The 25,852-nt window shown below is 71.0% G+C and carries 17 protein-coding genes; 7 read left to right on the forward strand and 10 right to left on the reverse strand.

Translation table 11 applies throughout. From position 1 onward, the window contains the following. From D7X32_RS29215 to D7X32_RS29240, 6 genes are all read right to left on the reverse strand, one after another. Nucleotides 1-2,378 (reverse strand): serine/threonine-protein kinase (locus tag D7X32_RS29215; RefSeq protein ID WP_244239248.1); only part of this gene is annotated, 2,378 nt, incomplete at its 3' end. Nucleotides 2,379-2,382: 4 nt separating this feature from the next. Then, a complete protein-coding gene (locus D7X32_RS29220) occupies nt 2,383-3,189 on the reverse strand; it encodes a hypothetical protein (protein ID WP_244239249.1) in 807 nt (268 codons plus the stop codon). 47 nt (nt 3,190-3,236) lie between these two features. After that, a complete protein-coding gene (locus D7X32_RS29225; protein ID WP_120605847.1) occupies nt 3,237-5,858 on the reverse strand; it encodes a TonB-dependent receptor plug domain-containing protein in 2,622 nt (873 codons plus the stop codon). Between the two features lie 244 nt (nt 5,859-6,102). Then, the gene (locus D7X32_RS29230) at nt 6,103-7,020 is read right to left on the reverse strand and encodes a PhnD/SsuA/transferrin family substrate-binding protein (RefSeq protein ID WP_171449319.1); all 918 of its coding nucleotides are present in this window, start codon (nt 7,018-7,020) and stop codon (nt 6,103-6,105) included. After that, complete coding sequence (locus D7X32_RS29235; protein ID WP_120605860.1) at nt 7,017-9,530, reverse strand: tetratricopeptide repeat protein; 2,514 nt, start codon at nt 9,528-9,530, stop codon at nt 7,017-7,019. The genes D7X32_RS29230 and D7X32_RS29235 overlap by 4 nt, the downstream gene beginning before the upstream one ends. 8 nt (nt 9,531-9,538) lie before the next feature. Continuing rightward, nucleotides 9,539-11,341, reverse strand: coding sequence for a PP2C family protein-serine/threonine phosphatase (locus D7X32_RS29240; RefSeq protein ID WP_120605849.1), 1,803 nt, complete (start codon nt 11,339-11,341; stop codon nt 9,539-9,541). A 342-nt stretch (nt 11,342-11,683) separates the two neighbouring features. On the opposite strand from D7X32_RS29240, the gene D7X32_RS29245 reads away from it, so the two are divergent. From D7X32_RS29245 to D7X32_RS29255, 3 genes are all read left to right on the forward strand, one after another. Further along, entirely contained in the window at nt 11,684-12,691 is a 1,008-nt protein-coding gene (locus D7X32_RS29245) for a thiamine pyrophosphate-dependent dehydrogenase E1 component subunit alpha (RefSeq protein ID WP_120605850.1), read from the forward strand. Nucleotides 12,692-12,693: 2 nt separating this feature from the next. Continuing rightward, nucleotides 12,694-13,749 carry an alpha-ketoacid dehydrogenase subunit beta gene (locus D7X32_RS29250; RefSeq protein ID WP_120605851.1) on the forward strand — a complete coding sequence of 352 codons (1,056 nt, stop codon included), beginning with the start codon at nt 12,694-12,696 and terminating at the stop codon, nt 13,747-13,749. A 93-nt stretch (nt 13,750-13,842) separates the two neighbouring features. Beyond that, the gene (locus D7X32_RS29255) at nt 13,843-14,334 is read left to right on the forward strand and encodes a GNAT family N-acetyltransferase (protein WP_120605852.1); all 492 of its coding nucleotides are present in this window, start codon (nt 13,843-13,845) and stop codon (nt 14,332-14,334) included. Between the two features lie 58 nt (nt 14,335-14,392). Here D7X32_RS29255 and D7X32_RS29260 read toward each other — a convergent pair whose 3' ends face one another. Beyond that, nucleotides 14,393-14,749, reverse strand: a complete 357-nt coding sequence (locus D7X32_RS29260) for a TIGR02266 family protein (protein WP_120605853.1) — start codon at nt 14,747-14,749, stop codon at nt 14,393-14,395. 127 nt (nt 14,750-14,876) lie between these two features. Here D7X32_RS29260 and D7X32_RS29265 point away from each other — a divergent pair, with 127 nt between their 5' ends. The 3 genes from D7X32_RS29265 (at nt 14,877) to D7X32_RS29275 (ending at nt 17,696) form a co-directional block, all read left to right on the forward strand. Then, a complete protein-coding gene (locus D7X32_RS29265; protein WP_167506527.1) occupies nt 14,877-15,767 on the forward strand; it encodes a hypothetical protein in 891 nt (296 codons plus the stop codon). A 216-nt stretch (nt 15,768-15,983) separates the two neighbouring features. Continuing rightward, nucleotides 15,984-17,255 (forward strand): SGNH/GDSL hydrolase family protein, encoded by a 1,272-nt coding sequence (locus D7X32_RS29270; RefSeq protein ID WP_120605861.1) that lies wholly within the window; start codon nt 15,984-15,986, stop codon nt 17,253-17,255. Between the two features lie 99 nt (nt 17,256-17,354). After that, nucleotides 17,355-17,696 (forward strand): DUF2845 domain-containing protein, encoded by a 342-nt coding sequence (locus D7X32_RS29275; RefSeq protein ID WP_120605855.1) that lies wholly within the window; start codon nt 17,355-17,357, stop codon nt 17,694-17,696. Nucleotides 17,697-17,720: 24 nt separating this feature from the next. Here the strand turns inward: D7X32_RS29275 and D7X32_RS29280 are convergent, their stop codons facing one another. The 3 genes from D7X32_RS29280 to D7X32_RS29290 all read right to left on the reverse strand — a co-directional run bounded on the left by D7X32_RS29280 (nt 17,721) and on the right by D7X32_RS29290 (nt 23,110). Beyond that, a complete protein-coding gene (locus D7X32_RS29280; RefSeq protein ID WP_120605856.1) occupies nt 17,721-19,628 on the reverse strand; it encodes a CotH kinase family protein in 1,908 nt (635 codons plus the stop codon). Nucleotides 19,629-19,707: 79 nt separating this feature from the next. Continuing rightward, nucleotides 19,708-20,430: a hypothetical protein gene (locus D7X32_RS29285; protein ID WP_120605857.1), complete on the reverse strand. Its 723-nt coding sequence runs from the start codon at nt 20,428-20,430 to the stop codon at nt 19,708-19,710. 10 nt (nt 20,431-20,440) lie between these two features. Next, entirely contained in the window at nt 20,441-23,110 is a 2,670-nt protein-coding gene (locus tag D7X32_RS29290) for a phosphoenolpyruvate carboxylase (protein ID WP_120605858.1), read from the reverse strand. 202 nt (nt 23,111-23,312) lie between these two features. Between D7X32_RS29290 and D7X32_RS29295 the strand changes: the two genes are divergently transcribed. Beyond that, the gene (locus D7X32_RS29295; protein WP_120605859.1) at nt 23,313-25,664 is read left to right on the forward strand and encodes an immune inhibitor A domain-containing protein; all 2,352 of its coding nucleotides are present in this window, start codon (nt 23,313-23,315) and stop codon (nt 25,662-25,664) included. Nucleotides 25,665-25,852 lie beyond the last annotated feature (188 nt).

The raw sequence follows: 25,852 nt of genomic DNA on the forward strand, positions 1-25,852 counted from the left end.
GCCACGGGCGGGGCTGCCGGATGCACCGCGCCGGGCGGTGCCATCGGAGGCGCGGCGGGGGGACGCGTCGGGTCGGAGGTGACGGAGACGACCTCGGTCCCGCGATCGGCGGGCTCCGGATGGGTGGCCACCGGGGGCGGCTCCATCCGGGGCATGCTGCCGGAACCGCCGCGCACGGGCGGCCGGGACAGGTCCGACGGGGCCCGCATGTCGCTGCCGGAACCCGTGCCCAGGTTGCGCGAGTGCGAGCCCGTCCCCGGCATCAGCGCCCGGGGGTTGGAGCCCGTCCCCGAGCCGGCGATGGACGACGGCGCGTACTCGGAGAGCCGGTCGCCCAGCGCCTCCTTGAAGAACTGCGCCACCGACGCGGGCGACGAGGACAGCCGGTGGTGCGTGATGACGGCTTCAATCTCCTCGCGCATCGCCGCCGCGGTAGGAGTACGGCGCGCCGGGTCCTTCACCAGCGCGCGCAGGATGAGGTCCGACACGTCCTGCGGGATGTGGGGCCGCAGCTGCGAGGGCACCGGCGCGGGCTCGCGCACGATGGCCGCGAGCGTGGCCGCGTCGTGGTCCCGGCGGAACGGCAGCTGGCCGGTGAGCAGTTCGAAGAGCACCACGCCCAGCGCGAACACGTCGTTGCGCCAGTCCAGCGGGCGGCCGCTGGCGGCCTCCGGGGAGAGGTACGAAATCTTCCCCTTGATGACGCCCGCCTGCGTCTGTTCCTCGCCCTGCACCTTCGCGATGCCGAAGTCCGACAGCTTGATGGCGCCGTCCAGCGACACCAGCACGTTGTGGGGGCTGACGTCGCGGTGGACCACCGGGTGCGCCGTGCCGGACGGATCCACGTAGCTGTGCGCGTAGTGCAGGCCCGCGGCCACCTCCGCCACGATGCGCAGCGCGTGCTCCAGCGGCAGCGCCATGCCCTTGCGGCGCAGCTCCGTGAGCAGGCGCTTCAGGTCCGGGCCGCGCACGTACTCCATCAGGATGTACGCCACGCCGTCCGTCACGCCCACGTCGAAGGTCTGGACGATGTTCGGGTGCGTGAGGCGCGCGTTGGCGCGGGCCTCCGCGAAGAGCATGTCGACGAACTCAGGATTCTCAGCGAACTGCGCGAGAATCTTCTTCATCACGACGAACTTCTCGAAGCCCTTCACGCCCTGCTGCTTGGCGAGGAAGACCTCCGCCATGCCGCCCTGCCCCAGCCGGCGGATGATCTGCAGCCGCGCGCTGCCGCCGTGCACGTCCGTGGGCGACGTGCCGCGCGCACCAGGGTCCGCGTTGGTGGAGCCGAAGAGGTACTGGCTGAGCGCGCGCTGCTCCAGCGCCTCGATGTCGTCCAGCGGCTTGTCGGTGAGCGGCGTGCGCGCGAGCAGCCCCTGGAACTGCGCCAGCGCCGGAGCCCGGGCGTTGCCGCCGCAGACGGGGCACACGCGGTCCAGGGTGCCCTTGGCGCGCAGGACCTCCAGGTATTCGGAGGTCTGGATGCGCTGGTGGGTGACCTGACCGCAGTTGCGGCAGTCGCACGGCAGCCACAGCGTGGCCAGCTTCGCCGGCAGCGCCTTGGTGGACTTCGCCAGCACGCTGAGCAGCGGCGGCGGCACGCGGCAGAGCACCACCTGGGCGCCCTGCGCCGCCACCTCCAGCACCTGTTCGATGCGCGGCAGCGCTTCCGGCTCCACCACGCTCACGTGGCAGCAGTCGAACGCGACGCGCCCCTCCAGACCGGACGCCAGCCGGCGCACGTTCAGGTCGCCCTTGAGCGTGCTGGCCAGGGTGATGAAGGTGATGTCGTCCTGGACGATCTTCAGGTGCGAGGAGAGTTCCGACGTCTCCGACGGGAGGCCCGCGCGCAGGTAGCGCAGCACGGCCGGGTCCACCGCGGAGAACTGCTGGCGGCGCGCGAAGTCGAAGAACTCCGTGGGCTCGTCCGCGAACTCCAGCGGCTGGGCACACACGGGGCAGTGATGCGGCGGGGCACCGCCCGCCTCGACAATCTTGGCCTCCTCCACCAGGCGGACCAGCCGCAGCCGGTCCTCCTTGCAGAAGCGGCAGGTGTACGGCGCGAGCAGCGAGAGCACGCGCGCGACGCCCGCGAAGCCCTCCACCATGTTGAGCTGATCCACCACCACCGGCGGTGCGTTGACGACGTACAGCCCCGACACGCCCTGCGGCGGGTGGCCGGCGAATTCGATCCACCGGCGCACGCCGAAGGAGCTGATCCGCTCCACCAGCCCCAGGTCCACCACCACCAGGCCCTGGAGGCCCTTGGACGACGGCGAGAGGGGGAAGGTTTCGTCGATCACCCCGGCCACGCGCACGTGGGTCAGACTGCCCACGCGCAGGGAGGTGATGCTGGCATTGGAAGTTTGGCTCTCCACCCGCCTACCCTCGTTCCAGACAGAACAGCAGCGACTTGGGCTGCGCGGCCCGGCGGCGCGCATCCCCCAGGTCCACCGCGCAGGCGAACTGGGTCCGCTTCCCCGGAGTCACCCGCACCGCGACCGCGTCGCTGTGCTCCAGGATGCGCCGCAGACCCAGGCCCGCGCCACCACCCGAAGCATCCACCTGCGCCTTCTCACCCCACGCCTTCACCACCCGCACCAACGGTGACACCGACAGGCGGCCGAAGCGATCCGTCGCCTCCAGCCACGCCCTGCCATCCGCCACCGCCCAGGACAGCAGGCAGCGATCCTCTTCCGCCACCGACTGCACCTGTCCGCGCCGATGGGCGTACTTCGGCTCGCCGCTCGCGTCCACCGGCGCGTCGAGCAGTGCGTTCACACCAATCTCATGGACGACATCCGCCACCCGGCTGGCCGCGGATTTGGATCCGCCAGCCTGGAGGACGGCCTCGGCCGCGCGCTCGCCCGCGGCCGTCACCTCCGCCACGCTGCCCAGCCACGCGACGGACGTGGCGGCTTCCCGGGGAATCATGGGTTCGCCGCGCAGGAGCGCGCTGAGCAACCGCGCCTCCCAGGCGGACGGCTGGCCGCCCTCACCGCGCGTGGCCAGGAGCAGCGCCGGGGGGCGCCGCTCCAGGAGCTCCGCGTGGGCGGGGGTGAACCGGCCGTCGAACAGCACCAGGTGCGGCGCCGCGTCGTCACCGCGCCCCAACAACAGGCCGTCCCGGGCCAGCACTCCGGAGGCCTTTTCCAGCGCCTCCGGCGTGAGCGTCGTGTCAGGCGTCAACTTCAGGGGAGCATCCTTCACGGCGGCGACGGTATCCAAACAGGGCCCTAATAATGCAGCCGGACTTCGGTGAAGACACCCAGCGGCGGGGCGGGGAAGCCGTGGGACTCTTCGTACTTCGCGTTGAAGAGGTTCGTCCCCAGCAGCGAGACGGCCACGCGCTCGTGGACGTTGAAGCCCACACGCGCGGTCGCGGTGATGTAGCTGGGCAGCTTCACGCGGGTGGTGGTGCCGGCCTCCTCGTCCACCGCGAAGCCCGGGTCGAAGCGCGGGCCCACGAGCAGGCCGTAGAGCTCCACGAAGGCGAACTTGCCGATGTTGGTGCGGCCGCGCAGGTAGACGCGGTGGCTGGGAGCGTAGTCCAGCGGGTAGCTGGCCGCGCCGCCCACGGGCAGCGCCTGGGCGTCCAGGAACTGGTAGGCCACGTCGAACGAGGAGTTGAGGGACGGCACCTGGGCCGCCGCTTCCGCCTCGAAGCCCACCACGCGCGCGTCGCCCAGGTTCTTGAACTGGGACGTGGAGCCGAAGAGGAGCTCCTGATTGATGAAGTTGCGGGCGCGGTTGTAGAAGCCCGTGCCCGTCAGGCGCACCTTGCGGTCGAAGGGCCAGAAGTCCACCGCCGCTTCCACCGTGTCCAGCGTCTCCGCGCGCAGGGCCGGGTTGCCCAACAGCGTCGCGGCGTACATCTGCTGGTTGATGGCCAACTCCGCCAGCGTGGGCGCGCGGAAGGCGCGGCCGTAGTTGGTGCGCAGCGTGAGCAGCTCCGGGATGGCGTGGAACACGACGCTGGCGCGCGGGGACACCTGATCCGTCTTCGCCTCCCAGACCTTCGAGGGGATCTGGTAGCTGTCGTAGCGGGCGCCACCGCCCACCACCAGCCGCTCCGTGATGCGGTACTCCGCGTCCACGAAGCCGCCCAGGATGGTCTGCTTCGTGTCGTCCAGGGTCAGGCCCGGGAGGACGTTCTGGTTGTTCACCTGGTCGGCCTTCACGTCGCCGCCCACGGTGACGGACAGCTTGTCCAGGGAGAACAGCGCGCGCGCCTCACCGCCCAGGCGGCTGCGCTTGCCCAGCGTGTCCTCCAGCGCGCCGGTGATTTCGTTCTCCAGCGTCACGTTGCGGCGCTTGAAGAACGTGTAGGCCTGGGCGAACACGCGCACGTTGTCCGTCACCTGCTGATCCAGCTGCAGGGCGGCGTTCAGGTTCTGGACGTGCTCGTTGTCCTGCGCGGTGTAGTGGCAGCGGCCGCAGTTGCCCACGGTGGAGATGTTCTGGCCACCGGGCCGGCCGATGTTGCCGTCGGTGAAGTCCGCGTCCAGCGCGAGCGGCCCCACGCGGACCTTGCCGTTCACCTGGTGCACCAGCGAGTCCTCGTTGGTGTCCGTCTGGTTCAGCTGCGGGTTGTTGAAGAGCTGCGGGCCGTCCGAGCCGAAGCCGTAGTAGCCGAGCAGCGCCTCCACCGGGCCGCCGCGGCCGGCGACGTTGGTCTGCAGGCGCCACGTCTTGTCCTGGCCCGCGAGGATGCGCGCGTCGGCGCCCACGTTCTGGCCCTTGGCGATGAGGTCCGAGGGCTGGCGCTCGATGATGTTGATGACGCCGCTGAAGGCGTTGGAGCCGTAGAGCGAAGAGCCCGGGCCGCGGATCACTTCCACCTGCTTGAGGTTCGTGAGCGGCGTCGTCTCATCCGCGTAGAACTGGCCCGTCCAGGGGTCCGTCAGCGGACGGCCGTCCTTGAGGAGCAGGAGTCGGTTGGACAGGTAGTTGGAGCCCAGGCCGCGCGCGCTCACCGCCGCCTTGCGCATGGAACCGCGGCGGCACTCCATGCCGGGGAAGTACTGGATGGCCTCGCAGAGCGAGAACTGGCCGGTGCCCTCCAGTTCCTCCGCCGGGATCCACGACACGGTGAGGGGCACGTCGGAGATGCGCTGGCTGCGCTTGGACGCCGTGGTGACGACGGCCTCGCTCAGCGCCATGTTGATGTTCTTCTCCAGGTCGTCGCCGCCGCCCAGGTCCGGGCCGTCCAGGCCGGAGAGGCTGGAGGGCGGAGGCAGCGCGCGGTCCGACGTGGGCTCCGTGAAGGGCGCGCGGTCCGGAACGTTGTCGGCCGGGCGCGGCTGCGACGACGGCAGCACCGCGCTCGAGCCCAGGCCCGGCGCGGGCGGAGGGTTGGACGGGATGTCGGACGTCAGCGGCCCGTCATAGGGCGACGTCGAGGAAGGCGTCCCGGGCGAGGCCACGGGCAGAGGATCCGCCACGGACGGCCCCGGGCCAGGCCCGGCCACCGGGGCCGGAGGCGCGGACGGCGGCTCGGTGGCGATCGCCGGTTCCTGCGACGAGGGCTCATCTCCCGGAATGGGATCCGGCTCCACCGGCGGGGGCGTCTTCGCTCCCCGGCGCGTCTTCGCCGTGCGCGGAGGCTTCGTCCCCGGCGTGGCAGGCTTCGCGCCCGGAGCGGTGGCCTTCGCGCCAGGTGTCGTGGCCGCGCGCTTGCGGGCGGCCTTCGTCCGCGTCTTGGGAGCCGGCTCCTGGGCCTCCTGGGCCCGGGCCGTTTCCACCGTGAACAGGGACAGGGCGCAGACCACCAGCGTGAGACACGCGCGAGCGCCCAGCCGACCGGCAAACCCCTTCACCGCGCTGGTGCGCGGCCCACCGTACTCAGTCGAGTCCATCGTTCTCAATTCCACGAGGGGAAGCAGGGATGTCCGCGGTCGTTGCGCCAGGATCCAGAGCCGGTGCGACTGGCAATCGTCCACAGGGGCGAGTTTCCACCCCTGAACGGTGGCGTTCCGCTCGACTTCTCAAACTACCGCAATAACTCGCCTAAGGCCAAGTCATGGCTGTCGATCCAGGCAAATCACGCGCACGGTGGCGGCAACACCGTGCGCGCCGTGCGCGGATCAGCCCACGGCGCAATCAGTCATCCGGCTGTTCCGCGGAGACGGCCAGGTCGTCCGCGAACGGCGGCAGGGCGGGACCCAGCGACTCGGACTGCACGAGCACCGGCGTCTCCACCCGCAGGTCGGGGGTGTCCGCGAAGACGGGCTGACGGCGCGGGGGGCCCTGGGTGACGAGCTTGCGGAAGTCCTCGAACTCGCGGCCCTGGATGCGGGCGAAGGCGTCGAACGGGGCGACCGCACCCACGGAGGACAGGGACTGGGACAACGCGTCCCCCCCGCCCTTCAGGTCCACCAGCACCGCGCCCGGCACCCGGGCGCTCTTGAAGAGCACCCGCATGTCCTTGGGGACGTGCGCCACCGGCACGAGCGCGGCCTCCGCGCCCTTGGCCTCCAGCATCTTCACCGCCGACTCCACGTTGGGCACCGGCACCAGCTTGAAGTGCTTCTGGGCATCCAGGTCGCCGCCCAGCACGACGTTGGAGACGAACTTCGGATCCGCGGGGCCCGCGCCCTTGACCAGCGCCATGCGCTTGCCGGCGAGGTCCTTCACGGTGCCCTTCTGGGTGGAGATGATGGCCCAGCGCTGCTGCGTCTCACCGGAGCGCGGCGCGTACGCCACCGGCTCCGCCTTGGAGCCCAGCTGCACCGCGGCCCAGCCGTCCACCACGGCGAAGTCGATCTGCCCCTCCCCCACCGCCTTGGAGAAGTCCTCGTAGCGGCCGAAGCTCTTGGCGGCGACGGGGCGGCCCAGGCTGGCCTCCAGCTTCTGGGCCAGGGCCTCCGCGTACTGGAAGCGCTCCTGGCCGTCCGACAGCGTGGTGGCGAGGAACACGCCCAGCGTGGCCTTCTTCGGCGCGGCGGACGCGGGGACGGCGGCGAACAGCACGGCGGCGAGCAGGACGCTCCACCGCACGACACAAGATGGCGTCTTCACGGCGTCTCCTCCGCGACCCCGGTGGCCGGCGCGACGCCCTGTGCGTCACCCAGTCCATAGAGGCCCTGCAGGCGGTCCTTCCATTCACGCACCTGGGCGGCGCGGGGGCCCGCGCCAGCGGCCAGGTAGCGGCGCCAAGCGTCCACCGCCTCGGCGGGTTCATGCCGGCGCTCCTGCGCGTCGATGCCCATGTTGAGCGAGGCGACGGCCACGACCGGCTCCAGGCGCTTCCACGTCGTGAGCGCGGAGGCCGTCTCCCCCTGGCGCCAGTCCACGCACGCCAGGTTGTGCTGCACCAGCGCGTCGTCGGGCGTCGCGGTGAGCGCGGCCTTCAGCGCCTTCTCCGACGCCTTCATGTTGCCGGAGGCGTACGCGAGCGCCGCCTCGCGGCGGAGCAGCGCGCCGGTGAGGCTGCCCATCCACTTCGGCTGCCCGGGCATGGGCTTCTTCTGCGCGGCGGTGAGCAGCTTGCGCGAGGGCGCGACCTTGCCCTGGCGGTAGAGCACCCACGCGTCCGCGAGCGAGCGCGTGTTGGGCCACGCCCAATCTGGCGCCGGGGTGAGGGAGCGCTTGAGGCCCGCGGAGGCCTCCGCGAACTTCCCCTCTTCCGCGCGCGTGAGCGCCCGGGCGAAGGCGGCCAGCTTCGCCAGGTCCGCGCGCTTGCCGGTGCCCAGGCGGTCCACCGCGTCCAGGTCCCGGTTCGCCGAAACCGCGTCTCCGGCCTCCAGCTTCGCCAGGGCCCGGCGCACCAGCACGCGAGGCAGGTTCGCCTCCGCCACCTTCGAGGCCGTCTTGGAGGGCCCCGCGTCCGTCAGCCGCTGCACGGCGGCGTCCACCTGGCCCAGCTCCACCTCCGCGAGCGCGGCGCCCGCGGACGCTTCCGCGCGCTGATCCGGCTCCTGCGTGGCCTCGCCGGACTGGGTGAAGGCGGCGAGCGCGGCCTGCGCGTCGCCACTGCCCAGCCGCGAGTAGCCCAGCAGCAGGTGTTCACGCCAGGTCGCGCCCGGCAGCGTCACCGCGCCCTCCATCACCTTGCGGGCCTCCGCGAACTGGTGGCTGTCCAGGAGCGCCGCGCCCAGGCGGCGGGCCATGGCCACGGAGCGGTCCAGGTCATACGCGCGGCGCAGGTCGCGCACGGCGTCGTCCAGGCGCTGCGTGCCGGCGCGGTCCCGCGCGCGGTGGGCCAGCGCCCGGGCCAGCCACTGCTTCGCGCCGGGGTGGCCGGGTTCGACCTGGAGCGCGCTGCCGTAGTCCTCGATGGCCTGATCCCACTGGCCGGTGGCGAAGTGATCCGCGCCCAGCAGCATGTGACCCAGCGCCTGGCGCGGGGACATCTCCACCACGCGCCGGTGCACCTCCACCGCGCGCTGGTAGCGGCCGGCGCGGCGGTTGACGGAGCCGAGCGTCGCCCACAGCTCCAGGCTGCCGCCGCCCGACTTCACCGCCGACTCCAGGAACTGGATGGCCTCCTCGTGGCGCGCCTGCGCCTGGAGCGCCTTGCCCACGGCGATCTGTCCCAGCAGCAGGCCCGGCTGCAGCTCCAGCACCTTGCGGAACTCCGCTTCCGCCTGCGCGGGCTGCTTCTGCGCGAGCCGCACGTCACCCAGCAAGAGGTGCGCGGCGGGCGTGGCGCCCAACTTCATCAGGGCGGTGGCCTGGATGTCCGCGCGCGGCACGTCGCCCGCGGCGAGGTACAGGCGCGCGAGGCGCTCCTTCGGCTCCGCCACCTGCGGGAACTTCGTCACCAGCCGCTCCAGGAGCGCGCGGGACTCCGGCACGTGGCCTTCCATCTCCAGCACGGCGGCCAGGCCAATCTGCGCGGTCGCGGACTCGGCCCGGCCGGCCTGCGCCTTCTCGAAGGAGGCGCGCGCGGCGGCAGCGTCCCGGCGGAGCAGGTGCGCCTTGCCCAGCAGCTCGTGGATCTGGAAGTCGTTGCCCGCCAGCTTCTCCGGGCGCAGCACCAGGTAGCGCTGCAGCCGCGTCACGGCGCGGTTCCCGTCCTGGACGTAGAGGTAGTAGCTGGCCAGGTAGTAGTGGACGATGAGGTGGTCCGGCTGATCCGCGGCGGCCACCTGCTCCAGCACCGGCACGGCTTCCTGGAAGCGGCGCAGCTTGAAGTACGCCGTGCCCAGCGGATACGCGAGCGACAGGTCCGACGGGTTCTGCGCGAACACCGGCGCCAGGCGCGTCACCGTGCGCTGGAAGTCCTGGAGCGCGTTGGCGGCGCTGCCCAGGCCCGTGGCCGCCGCGACGGACTGCGGCTCCTGCGTGAGCGCCTGGTCGTAGAGCTGGAGCGCCTTCTTGAACTTCTCCTCCGCCTCCTTCTTGTCGCCCTTGGAGGCGGCGGCGTTGGCGGAAACGAGCGCCTGATCACCCTGCTCCGTCATGCGCTGCGCCTCGGTGGCGGGCGGCGGGCGGAACTGGGCGAGCGCCGTCGGCGGACCGGCCAGGGTGGCCAGCAGGACGAGCGCGGTGGAGACGCGGCGCGGGGGACGGATGAATGGGCGCATGCGGTTCGTCACGGCGAGGGGGCGGGGCTGAATTCGGCGACGATGACGGTGATGTCGTCGCGCTGGGGCTGGCCGGCGCTGTACGCGCGCACGTCCGCGAGGAGCGCGTCGCGGAGGGCGTCGGCGGGAAGGTGGGCGTGGGTCTGGAGCGCGGCGGCCAGGCGCTGCGTGCCGTAGAGCCGGTTGGCCCCGTCGCGCGCCTCGGTGAGGCCGTCCGTGTACCAGACGATGATGTCACCGGGGCTCAGCACCGCCTGGCGCGACGTGAACTGCGACGCGACGTTCGCGCCCAGCAGCGGGCCGCGCGCGGGCAGCGACGCCATCTGCCGCGTGTTCCGGTTGTAGATGGCCGCCGCCGGGTGGGCGCCCGCCGCGTAGTCGATCTGGCCGTTGTACACGTCGATGACCGCGAGCGCGCTGGACATCTGGTGCTCGCCCCGGCCCACGTTGGCCAGCGTCACGTTGAGCGCGGTGATCAGCATCTGCGCGTGCACCTGCGACGGCTCGCGCAGCGTCATCGCGGAGGCGAAGCCGCTGGTGGCGCTGGTGGCGACCAGCGACGTGGACAGACCGTGGCCCGTCACGTCCCCGATGCCGATGACGACGCGCCGGTCATCCAGCGCGGCTCGGAACCACCAGTCGCCGCCGCACGCGTCCGCGGGCACCACCAGCCCGGCGAGCCGCAGCGGGCCCACCGTCACGGCCTCGCGGCCCGGGAGCAGCGTCTCCTGCACCGTGCGCGCGAGCGACACCTCGCGCTCCAGTTGCGCCTTGGCGCGCACGTCCTCCAGCAGGACCTTGATGCGCTCCGCCATGTGGTTGAACACCACGCCCAGCGTCGTCACCTCACGGCCCGCGCCCGGCGCCGTGCCCGCGCGGGCCCCCAGGTCACCGGCGGCCAGCTGCATCACGCGGTGGGTGAGGACGCCCAGCGGCTTGGTGATGCGGCGGCTCTGGAAGGCGGCCAGCACGCCCGCGAGCACCACGAAGCCCACACCCAATCCCACGATGCGCAGCGTGTTGGCGCGCACCGCGGCGCGGTTGGCCTCCTCCAGTTCGTGCAGCTGCTTCTGCAGGTCCTCCAGCGAGTAGCTGATGACGACCACGCCCTTGCCGCCCTGCGAGCCGTAGTCGAGCGGCTCCTGGAACTCGAAGACGGGCTGGCCCTGGAAGAAGGCGCTGGCCCAGCGGCGCTCCGCGGTGCGGCCTCCGGAGGACTCCCCCAGCTTCGCGGCCGGGTCGCTGTCCGCGACGAGCTGCCCGTCCGCGTCGAACATCTGCACGCGCAGGATGTTGCGGTTGTCCGCGATGATGGAGCGCGCCACTTCCGTGAGGAACGCGTAGTTGTTGTCGCGCAGGCTGGTGGCGGAGGTGAGCGCCAGCGTGTGGCTCACCGTCTGGCCCAGTTCGCGCGCCTGGGACTGGAGCCGCTGGGTGAAGCGGTCCGACGTCGCGGTGAGCTGCGCCTCCGTCGTCTTCGCCGACAGCGCGGCCAGCAGGCCCACGATGACGATGACCAGCGCGCCCGTGGTGAGCAGCAGCAGCTGATCCAACCGCAGCCCGCGGATGGCCGCCACGTTGGGCAGCTCTCCGGCCTCCATGGGCGCGATGACCGTGCTCGTGGGCTCCGTGGCCGGCACCCCCAGCGCGCCCGTCAGCCGGGTGGCCGTGTTCTCCCCGCGCAGGGCGGTGAGCTCCCGGGAGTGCGTGCCCGTGTACTCCGGGGGAGGAGGCGGGGTCCCGGGCGCCGCGTCGTCGGACGCGTCAGGGGAATCAGGGACGGGGTCGAGGCGCGGATTCGTACGGGACAAAGGCAGACCTGGGGGAGTCCGCGTGGGGACGCGGTCGGGGCGGGGCGGACTGTATCTCACTTCCTGATTGACGCGAGGAGTCCACCTATCGACGTATTCCCGGGGGACGCCCCTCCTCCCGGCCCCCCAGCGGCCGTGCGATCAGGCGTCACGGACGTGTCTCCCCGTGCCCGGGAAGCAGCACGTCATGCGGCATGGATGAGTTCCGCTCATTGCCGCGTCGCGCCACCCGGGGGCCCAAACGGTGGCGGCGAACACCTGTGACATCAGGGTCCTTGAGTCGGGAGGCCGCGTTCGGAGTATAGGGGCGTCCCTTTCTTTCCCCTTCGAGGTCCTCCGCGCGTGTCACGGCCCCGGTTGATCAAAGAAAACTCCGCGCCGCTTTCGCTCGCCCGAGAGCAGCTCATCCGCATCCACGACCTGATGGTGAAGGCGCGCGTCCTGGAGGAGCGCCTGATCCAGATGTACAAGCAGGGCCACGGCTACTTCTGGATTGGCGGCCCCGGTGAGGAGGCGTTCAACGTCCCCCTGGGCATGCTGATGAAGGTGGGCGAGGGCCCGGCCTACGACTACCTGCACGCGCACTACCGCCAGTCCGCGACGCTGCTCGCCATGGGCGAGGAGCCCATCGGGGCGCTGCGGCAGATGAAGAACACGGCCACGGACCCCTACTCCGGCGGCCGCAACTTCGCGGGCCACTTCAGCCGGCGCTCGAAGAACATCGCCCCGGTCACCTCCCCCATCGAGGTGCAGTACGCCATCGCGCCGGGCACGGCCATGGCCCAGAAGCGCCACGGCGGCGACGGCATCACCATCGTCACCGGCGGCGACGCGGGCACGGCCGAGGGCGATTTCGCCAGCTGCCTCATCTGGAGCAGCCGCCCGGCCAACCCGCTGCCCATCCTGATCATCGTCACCAACAACAAGTGGGGCATCTCCACCACTTCGGACGGCCAGCACGGCGAGACGAACATCAGCGACCGCGCGCGCGCCTTCAACATCCAGGCGAAGACCATCAACGGCAATGATCCGGTGGAGTCCTACCAGGAGCTCCAGGCCGCGATGGAGTACGTGCGCAAGGAGCGCAAGCCCTTCTTCATCGAGGCTCGCGTGTCGCGCCTGTACGGGCACTCGTCCGCGTCCGGCGCCAACTTCGTGAACGAGGAGCAGGACTGCCTGCGCCTGTTCGAGGCGCGGCTGGAGCAGGAAGGCGTCCTCAGCCGCGAGCAGATGGAAGAGGCTCGCACCCGGTACTCGGAGGAGCTGGCCGCCGCCGCGCGCACCGTGCGTGACGAGCCGCAGCCCTCCGGCGACACCATCTGGGAACACATCTACGCGGAGAAGAAATAACCATGGCGAACATGGCACAGGCCATCCGCATGGCCCTGCACTACGCGGAAGAGAACCTGGGCGTCACCGACATCTTCGGCGAGGACGTGGGCGCCCCGCTGGGCGGCGTCTTCACCTGCACGCAAGGGCTGAAGACGGCGTGGAACAGCCCCCTGGACGAGCGCGGCATCATCGGCACGGCCATGGGCCTGGCGATGGCGGGCAACCGCCCCGTCGCGGAGATCCAGTTCTGCGACTACATCTACAACACCATCGACCTGCTCAAGCTCGTGGGCAACACGCACTGGTCCACGAACGGTGACTGGGCCGTGCCCATGGTGGTGCGCACGCCCGTGGGCAGCGGCATCCGCGGATCGCTGTACCACTCGCACTCCTTCGACGCGACGATGACGCACATCCCCGGCTGGAAGGTGGTCATGCCCTCCACGCCGCTGGACGCGTACGGCCTGCTCATCTCCGCCTGCCAGGACCCCAACCCCGTCATGTTCCTGGAGCCCAAGGCGCTCCTGCGCGTGAAGGGCGACGAGCGCATCCCCGGCGAGCCCGACGACGACCGCGCGCTGTCGAAGATGATCGACGCGCCGCTGGGTGACCGCTCCCAGTGGAAGCCCCAGTGGCCCACGCTGGAGGCGTTCGCCATCCCCATTGGCAAGGGCAAGGTGGTGCGCGAGGGCACCCAGGCCACCGTCATCAGCTACGGCCGCACGATGCCCCTGTGCACCAAGGCCGCGGTGCAGCTGGCGGAGGAGGGCCTCAGCGTGGAGGTCATCGACCTGCGCTCGCTCTGGCCGTATGACTGGGAGCTCATCAAGGCCTCCGTCCAGAAGACGGGCCGCGTGCTCTTCGTCAACGAGGACACGGAGGTGACGAACTTCGGCGAGCACCTGGTCCGGCGCACCGTGGAGGAGCTGTTCTACTCGCTGCTCGCGCCGCCCCGGCTGGTCGCCGGCAAGTTCATTCCGGGCATCGGCCTGGCGGACGCGCTGGAGATGGCGTCCGTGCCGCAGCAGAACGACGTCACCACCGCGCTGCGCAACCTCTGCCACGAGCAGCCTTAAGGCCGCCCGCGTTCCACCCACACCGCAGAAAGCCACAGGGGCCGCCGTTCCTCTTTGGAGGCCGGCGGCCGTGTCGTTAGAATCCCAACTTCCGTGTCCCAGCCCATCGTCCGCACCATGACCCCCGCCCCAGACGCCAACGCCTTCCGCATCCGCCGCGCGCGTCGTGGTGACGCCGAGGTCATGGCCCAGCTGCTGCGCGAGCTGGGCTACCCCCAGGGTACCGATCAGCAGACGGTGCACTGGGTCATCAGCCATCCGGAGATTGAAATCTTCGTCGCGGGGGATCCCCAGGACCGCGCGGTGGGCATGGTGTCCTTCTCCCACCGGCCGCAGCTTCGGCTGCGCGGGCGCGTGGCCACCGTGGACGAGCTCGTCGTGTCCGAGGGCTGGCGCCGCCGGGGCGTGGGCCGCGCGCTGCTCGCGCAGGTGGCCCAGCGCGGCAAGGTGCTGAGCGTGAAGCAGCTCCAGCTCATCGCCCCCATCAACGTCACCGACGAGACGCGCGCCTTCTACCGGGCGTGCGGGTACGTGGAAGGTGACTCCGGGGTGTTCCGCCACGCGGAGTACGAGACCCAGCGCTAGCGGAAGGTGCCGCGAGGGCCCGGCGTGCCGCCCGGGCCCTTTCGCGGGTGTGGCGTCTTCAGCGCTTGAAGCTCGCGATGACGCGGCGCAGGCGCTCGTGGTCCTCTTCGCTCACGTCGATGAAGCGCACGCCGATGGCCTCCGCCTCGTCGCGCACCCAGGCCACGATGCCGGTGAGGTGGAACTCCTCGCCGTCCACCACCATGGCCAGCCGCACCTGCGCGCCCACGTCGTAGGACTTGCGCGTGCGCAGGCAGAGTCCACCGGCGGACAGGTTCAGCGAGTAGGCCCGCAGCGCTCGCGCCGCGTCCTCCGCCTGCTCGAAGCGCACTTCGAACCGCGCCGCCACGCGCTCCTCGGCGCGGCGGTTCAAGTACGGGTCTGGCTCCACCGGCCCATCCAACTTCGTGTTCATGCGCACCCTGACCCCCTCGGTTCTCGGACCGGAAGTGTCGGCTGGTTTCCAGGCCCGGTTCAAGGGCCCCCGGACGACGGAACGGCTCGTGTAAGTCCCAGGCTACTTCGACGCCAGGAGTTTCCGGATGAGTGCACGTCTCGTGTTGTTGGGTGGAGCCCTGATGCTCGGGCTGTGGGTGGCGGGCTGCGATGACGGCGAAACTGTCCGCCCGCCAACGGATGCGGGCACTACCCAGGATTCCGGGACAGATGCCGGTGATTCCGGGACTGTCGATGCTGGTGACGGCGGTGGCGGCGGAAACTCCGACTTCGACTGCAACGTGATGAAGCAGGAGGGCTGCGCCGCGGGCCAGGGCTGTCTGTACACGGACCTCGCGGACGGAGGCACGGGCAGCCAATGCTTCTCGGGCACGTGCGACGTGGTCCGCCAGGACTGTCCGTCCGGCCAGCGGTGCACCTACGTGGGGCTGGATGGTGGAGCCACGCAGCGTCAGTGCGTCGCGGCGGGCACCGCCACGGAGGGCGCGCCGTGCACGCTGGCCGAGTCGCCTCCGGGACAGACGTATGACACGTGCGCGGCGGGCCTCTACTGCAAGGACGAGACGCAGGGCGACGGCGGCACGGGGTTCTTCTGCCGCAAGTTGTGCCACGCGACGTCCGACTGCGGCTCCGGCGAGTGCAACACCGTGCTGCGCCTGGCCGGCACGAACGAGCTGCCGCTGGTGTGTGGCCCCGCGTCCGCGTCGTGCGATGCGTTCGCGCAGGACTGCGAAAGCCCGCTGGGCTGCTACCCGGCCGCCAACGGCCCGGTGTGCGCGGGACAGGGGGCGCTGGGCGAAGGCGCCGCGTGTGAGTTCAGCAACCAGTGTTCACGGGGCAGCACCTGCGTGGTGACCGGCGGCAGCGGCACGTGCCGGACGCTGTGCCGCACGCCCTCGGGTTCGCCGGGGTGCGCGAACGGCGTGGCCTGCCGGCCCATCAACAACAACGGCGACGTGGGCGCCTGCGTCCCGTAGGCAACGGATTGCCCACGGAAGGAAGCATCCCGGCCAGGGGTGGCGAGCGCGCGGGTCCTCCAGGGGCCCGGCCCGCCACCTCGTGGGAGGAGCCCTGCGCCGTCCGTTCCCGGCGTGAAGGTATTCACGGCCCGCGGGGTTTGGCGCGCGACATGAATCCCCGGGTCGCCGCGAAGGCACATCGTGCACATTGTCTTGCGCCGGGAGGTCGTGGGCATGGGTCTGAGCAAGGCGCTGCGCTGGGGAGGTTTCGGGGCCCTGGTCCTGCTGGCGGGGTGTGGGGGCATGGACGACGGCGGCGCGCCGGAGGATTCCTTCGGGCCCGGACGCTCGGACGCGGAGGTCACCGCGCCCGCGGATGCCGTGGAGGCCGCGCCCACGCTGACGCTGCATGACGGGCACCAGGTGCAGGCCACGCCGCCCGTGGCGCCCCTGCCCGTCCAGTTCCAGCCCGGCTTCCACCAGGCGCTGCGGGAGTCGACCGCCGTGGGCAGCTTCACCACGTACCGGATGAAGGTGCCGGTGGGGCGCGCGGGCAGCCGCGTGCGCGTCACCTTCCGCTCCGGCGACGGCGGACTGACGCTGCAGCGGGCCACGGTGGCGAAGGCTGGCGCCGGCGGCGCGCTGGCGTCCACGCCGGTGGCGCTCACCTTTGGCGGCAACGCGGGCTTCACCACGGGCACGCGCACGCTGGTGACGTCGGATCCGGTTTCTTTCCCGGTGGCCTTCGGCGACGAGGTGGCCATCTCCTTCGAGGTGAAGGGGGCGCTGGGCCAGAGCCGCATCCAGGCGTTCCCGGACAGCTGGATGAGGACCGGCGCCTACGCGACGGCGCAGGGCGCGCTGGGCGGCCAGGCCTGGGAGTTCGCCACGGGGGTGGCGACTTTGGACGTGGAAGGCACACCGGGCCGGGCCTTCGTGACCATCGGGGACAGCATCACCGAGGGCTACATGGACACCCGGAATGACACGCGCAACGCGTGGTCGTTCCTGGTGCAGAAGCAGCTTGGCGTGCCGGTGGTGAACTCCGGTGCGTCCGGGCAGGGCTTCTGGGACGCGAACCTCCAGCTGCCGCAAGAGGTGCTCCCGCTGAAGGGCGTCACCGACTGCATCGTCCTGCTGGGCGTCAACGATCTGGCCGCGGAGGGCATGACGGTGCCGAAGCTGCAGCAGCGGATGACGCAGCTGTTGGATCAACTCCAGCCCATGTGCCGGCTGTGGGTGAGCACCCTGCTGCCCAAGGAGAAGATGGGCTCGGAAGGCGGCGACGTCGCGCTGATGATGGCGCAGCGCCACGAGTTCAACGCGTGGATCCGCGGCCTCACGCGCGCGGACGTCATCGACCTGGAGTCGGTGATGCACCCGCCGGGCAACGTGGACCTCTTCCTGGAGGGCCTGGAGCAGGACGGCATCCACCCGAACGCCGCGGGCCACCGCCTCATGGCGAACGAAGTGGTGCGGGTCCTCAAGGCGAAGGGCGGCCTGTAGCGCCTGCCCGGATGGAAAGCACACGAGGGGTTTGAATAGTTTCGGGGCCGCCGCGTCCAGGCGGCGTTCCCCATCTTTCACAACTCCCGGAGCTTCCCCATGCGCGCCCTTCCCGCCGCCCTCGTCGTCGCCTGCCTCGCCCTGCCCTCGCTCGTTCATGCGTCCGCGCTGCGCTGCGACAACAAGCTCGTGTCGGAAGGCGCCTCCAAGACGGACGCGCTGGCCAAGTGCGGCGAGCCCGTGTCGAAGGAAAGCAAGACGGAGTACGTGTCCCGGAAGGTCAAGGCGAAGACGCCCACCGAGGAGGACTCCACGGAGGTCACGGCCTCGACCACGGTGGAGGAGTGGACCTACAACTTCGGGCCCCACCGCCTCATGCAGGTCGCCATCTTCCGCGACGGCCGGCTCGTGGACGTGCGCAGCGGGTCCTACGGCTACTGACCGGCGTCGTCCGGGGGCGCGTGGCTACGGCGCCCCCAGGTGCTGTTCGAGGGACTGGCGCATGAACGCCGGCCGCTGACGCAGCGTCTCCCGCAGGTCCTGGAGGTGCCAGGTCCACGCCTCCACGGAGGACGGCTGGCCCCAGCGCGCCACCTGGCCGGGCATCTCCGGCGCCAGTTCCTCCACCGCCGCGTCCAGGGACGCCGCCACCCGCTCCTCGGCGAAGGTGTGCTCGATGTGCCAGCGGAAGCGCTCGACGAAGCGGGCCTTGAACTCCGGCGCCTGGAGCAGCCCCCGCAGCAGCACGACGGACCAGGCCTCCAGCGACGGATCCTCCAGCACGCGCCCCAGGCTGTCGAAGGCAGGGCCGGAGCGCAGGGCGAAGTCCAGGTCGTACACGAGCCAGCGCCAGCGGCCGTCCTGCCCGTAGGGCGCGTCCGGCGCGGTCTGCTTCGTGCGCAGCCGCCAGAACTTCACGTTGTTCTCCGGCCAGTCCTCGTTGCCCAGGTAGAGCTGCGCGACCTGGTAGTCGATGAAGTCGTCCACGTCGATTTGCGTTCGCACCCAGGCGTAGTGCTCGGGCACTGACAGGTCGTGCGTCCGCACGAAGTCGATGAGGTCCAGGTAGGGCTGCTCGTCGCCCTCCTCCCCCACGTCCAGTTCGCCGAAGCGCTCCAGGATGACCGCCTTCTTGCGGTCCACGCCGTAGTGCGACGCGAGGTAGTACTCATCGTAGCGCTCGCGCAGCTCGTGCAGGCCCCAGTACTCACCGTCGAGGAACACGAGCGCGGGACGGCACGGCTGGAGCGCCAGCCGCGTCTCCGCCAGCAGCCGCTGCAGCACGCAGTCCCGCAGCTTCGTCATGCCCTGATCCTGCCCGGACGTGCGCACCAGCAGCCGCGTGAACTCCGTCACCGCCGAGCCCGGGAACAGCGGCCCCGCGAACGTCTTCGGGCCGTAGTCCTCCTTCGCGTACAGCCGCAGGCTCTTCTGCGGCAGCACCGCGCTGCCAGAGCCGTGGATGCGCACGCCCGCGTCCTGCGCGAGCACGCGCGCACCGGAGGACTCGAACCACTCCGCGTGGACGGGCCGCTCCCACTCCTTGCCGTCCTGCATGTAGTTGCCCGCGCCCGGGTCGTCGGGGCTTGCCTCGGACAGGAGGCCGGGGACGTAGATGCCCGTCGCCGGGTCGAAGAAGTTCGCCGCGTCCGTGACGAGCGACAGCACCGGCAGCGTGTACGGCGCCCGGCCAATGAGGAACGTGCGCGTGCGCACCGGGCCCACCGGCACCGTGCCCGAATACTGCCGGTAGCGCACCACCGCGGCCTGGGGCGGCTCCTCCACCGGCGCGAGCCACCGCGAGCCTTCGGCGGCGAGGGGCGCCGTCGTGGGGACGAAGGACCACTTCACCGGAGGCGAGGAGCGCGCCAGCAGCGCGATGGGACCGGTGTAGAGCGCCGACGCGGGCGTGGGCGTGGAGCCGTCCCGGGTGAAGTACGTCCGCACGCCTCGAGCCGTGGGCAACGCCAGCAGCGTCTCCGGCTGGTAGAGCCCGGGCCGTGCGTCGAACGTCAGGTGCTGGAAGTCGACGCGGGCCCGCGCCTCGGAGCCCAGCCTGTCGCGCGCCACCACCTCCACCGCCAGCGCGCGCCGGCCCGGCCACCAGGGCAGGCTCCAGCGGCCGCCGTCCACGTCGGCACGGCCCAGGAAGCGCCCGTCCTCGAACACCTCCACCCGGGCCGCGCTGGCGTCGCTCACCACCGTGCCGAACAGCCGGTGCGTGTCCGGCTCCTGCCCGCCGATGGTGACGGACAGCGGAGAGGGCGCCGGAAGCTCGGCCTCGCTCAGCCGCCGTTCGGGTTCGGGCCCACAGGCGGACGCGGCGAGGACGAAGAAACCAAGGAGGAGGGACGCGAGCTGACGGAGACCCATGGGTGTCTCCGTCCTGTATCAAACAATGCTTTGACCTCCCACCGTCTTGTGACACAGCGCGGCGGGAGGCCGGTTTCCGTCACGCTGGGGGCGCGGTGGGCTCCAGCAGGCCGTGCTTCTGGAGGAGCGCGGCCAGCGCGGGGGGCGCGAGCATCCAGTCCTCGCGCGTGGGCACCCAGCGCACGGGGGCTCCGGCGGCGGCGAGCCGCGCGTTCACCTCCGCGATCATCGGGGCGAAGGTGGGCTGGGGCACGTCCCAGCTCCCCACCCCTGCCTGGACCTCCACGGCGCCGGGCTCCACGCGCACCGCGGGCTGGCCCTGCACCGGCTGGATGGCGAAGCCCGGCAGGTACGGCTGCATGGCGGCGGACAGCCGCTCCAGCAGCGACGGGTCCTCGAAGGGATGGGCGCCCTCCAGGTCGAAGAAGGTGGGCAGCTGTGCCTGGAGCTCGTCGCGCAGCGGGTCCTCCTTGCTTTCGCGCCAGGCGTGCTCGGCCAGGACGCGCGCCTCCTGGGGGATGCGGATCTCCCAGCGCTCCAGGAGCGCGAGCAGCTCCGCCACGCGCTCCACCTCCTCCCACGGCGGCTCCACGCGCGTGAGCCAGGACACCTCCGACAGCGTCTGTCCCCGGCGAAGCCCCGTCACCCGGTCCCCCTTGCGCAGCTGGAAGGGCGGCGCCTGGGTGAACTCCGGATCCGGATAGAGGGCGGTATGGATCAACCCGTCGCCCGTCTCCGGGCGCACGCGCGCGAAGCCGTGCTTGGGGTTGATCTCCTCCACGACGAAGGTCTCCTGGGCCATGGTCTCTTCTCTAACCGGTGTTCCGCATGCCCGCAGCGATGCCGTTGAGCGCCAGGAGGAGCGGCCGGTCGCAGTCCGCGTCCCCGTCCCGCTTGCGCTTGAGCAGCTCCACCTGGAGGAAGGACATGGGGTCCACGTAGGGGTTGCGCAGCGCGATGCTCCGCTGCAACTGCGGGTTGTTGTCCAGCAGCTTCGCCTCCCCGGTGAGCGACTTCATCGCGCGGCGCGTGCGCGAGTGCTCCTGCTGGATGCGCAGCCACAACGGCCGCGTGGACGCGGGGGCGAGCTTCGCGTACCGCGCCGCGATGGCCATGTCCGTCTTGGCCAGCACCATGGTCACGTTGTCGATGACCGTGTGGAAGAAGGGCCACTCCTTGTACATGCGCTGCAGGAGCGCCGCGCCCTCCGGCGTCGCCGCGTACGCCTCCAGCGCGCTGCCCACGCCATACCAGGCCGGGAGGATGGCGCGCGTCTGCGTCCACGCGAAGCTCCACGGGATGGCGCGCAGCGTGTCCAGTCCGCCCGCCTTGCGCTTGCTGGGGCGCGAGCCGATGGGCAGCGCGGCGATCTCCTCCACGGGCGTGCCCGTCATGAAGAACTCCACGAAGCGCGGGTCCTCCCAGACGAGCGCGCGGTACGCCTTGCGGCCCGCTTCCGCCAGCTCGTCGAAGGCGGCGCGGAAGACGGACTCGTCCTCCGGGGACGGGCGCGGCTGCGCGTCGAGCGTGTGCAGCAGCACGCCGCCCACCACCAGCTCCAGCGTGCGCTGCGTGAGCTCCGGGCGCGCGTACTTGTGGTCCATCGCCTCGCCCTGTTCGGTGGCCTTGTAGGCCCCGGCCACCGTGCCCGGCGGCAGCGCGAGGATGGCCGTCTGGGCGGGGCCGCCGCCGCGCGCCACCGTCTCCCCTCGGCCGTGGAACAGGCGCAGGGGCACGTCGTGCTCGTCCGCCACGTGGGTGAGCGCCACCTGGGCGCGGTACAGCGCGGCGCTCGCGGCGAGCAGGCCCACCTCCTTGCCGGAGTCGCTGTAGCCCACCATCACCTCCTGCACGCCCCGGCCCTTCAGGTGCTGGCGGTACTCCGGGTGCGCGAAGAGCTGGCGCAGCACGTCCGGCCCGCCGTCCAGCGCGCCCAGCTGCTCGAAGAGGGGCGCCACATCCACGGTCGCGCACTGGAGCTTCGCGTCCCAGAGCCCCGCGTGCTTGAGGCACCGGAAGGCCGCCAGCACGTCGTCCGCGGTGGACGCCATGGACAGGATGAGCGTGCGGCAGACGGACTCACCGCCCTCGTCCTGGCCTTCGCGCAGCCTGGCCAGCACCTCCATGAGCCGCTTGCCGCCGTCGGTGGGCGGAGGGCCTCCGGCGATGAACGCCGCCGCGCTCACCGCGTCCTCGGCCGGGGCCCGCACCTCCAGCTCCCCCAGGCCCAGGCCCAGCGCACGGACGCGCTCGGACATGCGGCGCACCTCGCGCAGGCCCGCGTACTCCGCGCGCGCCGCGAAGAGCGACCGCTCCAGCACCGCGAGGTCGTCCCCCAGCGCCTCCGGCGAACGGTAGGCCTCGGGCGGCAGCGTGGACTCGCGCCCCTCCCGCCGCGCCAGCACGTGCGCCAGCGCCAGCGACAGCCGCTCCTCCATGAAGCGCAGCTTGCGGCGCCACGGCTCGCCCAGCGTGCGCGGGCCCTGCTGCTTCGCCACGTCCGGCAGCGCCTTCGCGTCCTCCTCCAGCGAGCGCTCCAGCTCCTGGGTGGGGCGCGCGTGCCGCTCCGACTGCGACAGCATCCCGCCCAGCCGCTCCACGTCGCGCAACAGCAGCCGCAGTCCGCGGGCGCGGTGCGCGCGCAGCGTGTCCGCGAACACCTCCGGCGTCACCAGCGGGTTGCCGTCCATGTCGCCGCCCACCCACGAGTGCACGCGCACGGGCGTGTCCAGCGCGCCCAGCGGTTCGCCGTAGGCGCGCTCGAAGGCCCAGTCCAGCGCCTCCGGAAGCCTCGCCACCGGCTCCGCCAGCATCTCCTCCACGTACCAGTGGACGTTCTTCACCTCGTCACCCACGGTGGGGCGCTCGCGGCGCAGCTCGTCCGTCTGCCAGAGCGCGGTGATCTCCTCGCGCATGGCCGTGAGGTTCGCGGCGGATTCGCGCGGGGTGAGCGTGCACCGGTCGCGCTCCTCCAACAGCTGCGCCAGCCGGTAGAGCTTCTCCAGCAGCGTCCGGCGCACCGCCTGGGTCGGGTGCGCGGTGAAGGTCAGCGTCACCTTCAGCGTCCCCAGCGTTTCACGCACCTTGTCGGCGCTCAGGCCCGCGGCCTTCAGCGTGAGCAGCGTCGACTCCAGTGAACCCTTCTGGGGCCGCGTGGCGGTGGGGCTCGCGTGGGCCCGGGCGCGGCGGATGCGGTGGTGCTGCTCCGCCAGGTTCACCAGCTGGAAGTAGACGGAGAAGGCGCGCAGCACCGGCTCCACCTGCTCCGACGGCAGCCGCCCCAACACCGCCGCCAGCTCCGCTGCCGCGGCGCGTCGTCCGGCCACCGGCCCACGACGGCGCTGGATGGCCAGGAGGCGAACCTCCTCCTCCTTGTCGAACAGGGCCTGCCCCTCCTGTTCCACCAACACCTCACCCAAGAGCCGGCCCAAGAGCCGGACATCCCGCCGCAGCGGGGGATCCACGGGACGTGAACGCGCCATAACGGACCGGCACCGTAGTCCTTCGCCCCCCTCCCTCCCCTACCCATTCTCGGCTTTTCGACCGCCAGCGGACGGATGACTCTCTCCGTCCTTGCAGGAAAAATTTAACCTCCCGGTCTTCCATTAAGGCCATACCTTCCACTAGAAAGTGGGCTCTCCCGGACCCCGCCGGGATGTCTGACCTGACCCTGAAGGAGTGGCAATGCGGAAGAACCCGTCTTGGCTGGCCCTGGGCCTGCTCACGCTCGCAGCGCCGTCTGCGTACGCGGAGCGCGCCTGGTACGAAAAGCCGCAACCCGACATCGCCGCGCCGTCCGCGTCGCTGCGCAAGTCCGTCGTCGAGGACATCACGGACGACCTGCCCCACCGTCTGGGTGAGCAGCAGAAGGAGCTGAAGGCGCAGGCGCTTCAGCAGCGGCTGGAAGGCCGCGGTCAGCCCGGCAAGGTGCAGAAGCTGGCCAACGGCAAGTTCGTGGAGCTGGAGCTGGAGCGCACGGACCGCATCTTCGTGATCCTGGTGGAGTACGGCACGCAGATCCACCCGGTGTTCGGCAACCCCGCCACCAACCCGGGCGGCAACATCCCCGGCCCGCTGCACAACGAGATTCCGGCCCCGGACCGGGCCTGGGACAACACCACCATCTGGCAGCCGAACTACGACCGCGCGCACTTCGAGAAGCTCTACTTCGACGCGACGCCCGGCGTGGACTCGGTGGCGAACTACTACAAGGCCGCGTCGTCCGGCCGCTACACCGTGTCCGGCACGGTGTCCGAGTGGGTGAAGGTGCCGTACAACGCCGCCCGCTACGGCAACAACCTGTGCGGCAGCTCCAGCTGCTCCAACTCCGTGTGGCCGCTGATCAGCGACGCCATCAAGGTGTGGACGCAGGGCCAGGTCGCCGCCGGCAAGACGCCCGCGGAGATCAAGGCGTACCTGGACACGTTCGACACGTGGGACCGGTATGACTACGACGGCGACGGCAACTTCGACGAGCCGGACGGCTACATCGACCACTTCCAGATCGTCCACGCCGGCATGGGTGAGGAAGTCGGCGGCGGCGCGCAGGGCCCCAACGCCGTGTGGAGCCACCGCTGGTTCGCGTACAGCACGGGCGGGAGCGCGGACGGCATTGGCCCCGCGTTCAACCAGAACGGCGGCACGCGCTTCGCGACGAACGTGGACAAGTGGGTGGGCGACTACACCATCCAGCCGGAGAACGGCGGACTGGGCGTGTTCGCGCACGAGTTCGGCCACGACCTGGGCCTGCCGGACCACTACGACACGACGAACGCGGCGGACAACGGGACGGGCTTCTGGACCATCATGTCGTCGGGTTCGTACCTGAACGACGGCACGACGGACATCGGCAGCCGCCCGGGTGACTTCCTCGCCTGGGACAAGCTGCAGCTGGGCTGGCTGGACTACGCCACCACGTCCGCGGGCCTGTACTCGTACCACAAGCTGGGTCCCTCGGAGTTCACCTCGCAGAACGCGAAGCAGGCGCTCGTGGTGAAGCTGCCCGGCAAGCCCGTGCTGCAGCCCACGACGGCGCCGTTCGAAGGCCAGGGCATGTGGCAGGGCGGCCAGGGCAACAACCTGGACCGCGTGCTCGAGAAGACGGTGAAGCTGCCGAACAAGACGCCCATCACCTTCTCCTTCCAGACGTGGTTCGACATCGAGGAGGACTGGGACTACGCCTACGTCTCCATCTCCGTGGACGGCGGCCCGTTCACCAACCTGGCCAGCCCGGTGAGCCGCGACACGAACCCGTGGGGCAACAACCTGGGCAACGGCATCACCGGCACGTCCACGGGCTGGGTGCCGCTGTCGTTCGACCTGTCGTCCTACGCGGGCAAGAAGGTCACGCTGCGCATCCGCTACAAGACGGACGCGGCCTACTTCCAGGGCGGCTTCCTGGTGGACTTCGTGCAGCTGTGGGCGAAGAACACCTACGTCTTCGGTGACGACGGCGAGTGGGGCCACAAGTGGTGGGACAAGTCGACGTTCTTCGTGACGGACGGCACCAACACCCTCTACGACAACTACTACCTGGCCGAGTGGCGCCAGTTCCGCGGCTACGACGAGACGCTGGCCACGGGCCCGTACAACTACGGCTTCAGCGCGGACGGCCTGTATGACTGGGCGGAGCGCTACTCCTACAACCCCGGCCTGCTGGTCACCTACTGGGACACCTCGCAGTCGAACAACAACGTGTCCCAGCACCCGGGCGAGGGCCGCATCCTGCCCATCGACTCGCGTCCGCAGCCCCTGCAGCGCAGCGACGGCCGCTACTGGTCCGGCCGCGTGCAGACGCACGACGCGACGTTCGGCCTGGAGCCCAGCTTCGCGCTGTCGCTCAAGCCCAACGGCTTCCCGCGCAACGAGTACCCCTCGCAGCCCGCGGTGCCGGTGTTCAACGACACGAACACCTTCTGGTACGCCACGCAGCCGTACGGCGGCGTGAAGGTCCCGAAGACGGGCACCATCATCGAAGTGCTTTCGACGAACGCGGCCCAGACCGTGATGCAGGTTCAGGTGCGCCCGGTCGAGTAGTCACCTGACCGTCGTCACCGCTGAGCAGTGACGAAAGGCCGGTCCCGCTTCGACGCGGGGCCGGCCTTTCTTCTGTTGAAGGAATCCCGACACCCGGCGCGCGGCCGTGGATGACGGAGGCACGGAGGGCGCTACGGTGCCCCCCATGGCCGAGTGCCCCGTGGGTGGTCCCGCCTCCCCTTCCCCTC

This window comes from Corallococcus carmarthensis, assembly GCF_003611695.1.
GTDB classification, from domain to species: Bacteria; Myxococcota; Myxococcia; order Myxococcales; family Myxococcaceae; genus Corallococcus; species Corallococcus carmarthensis.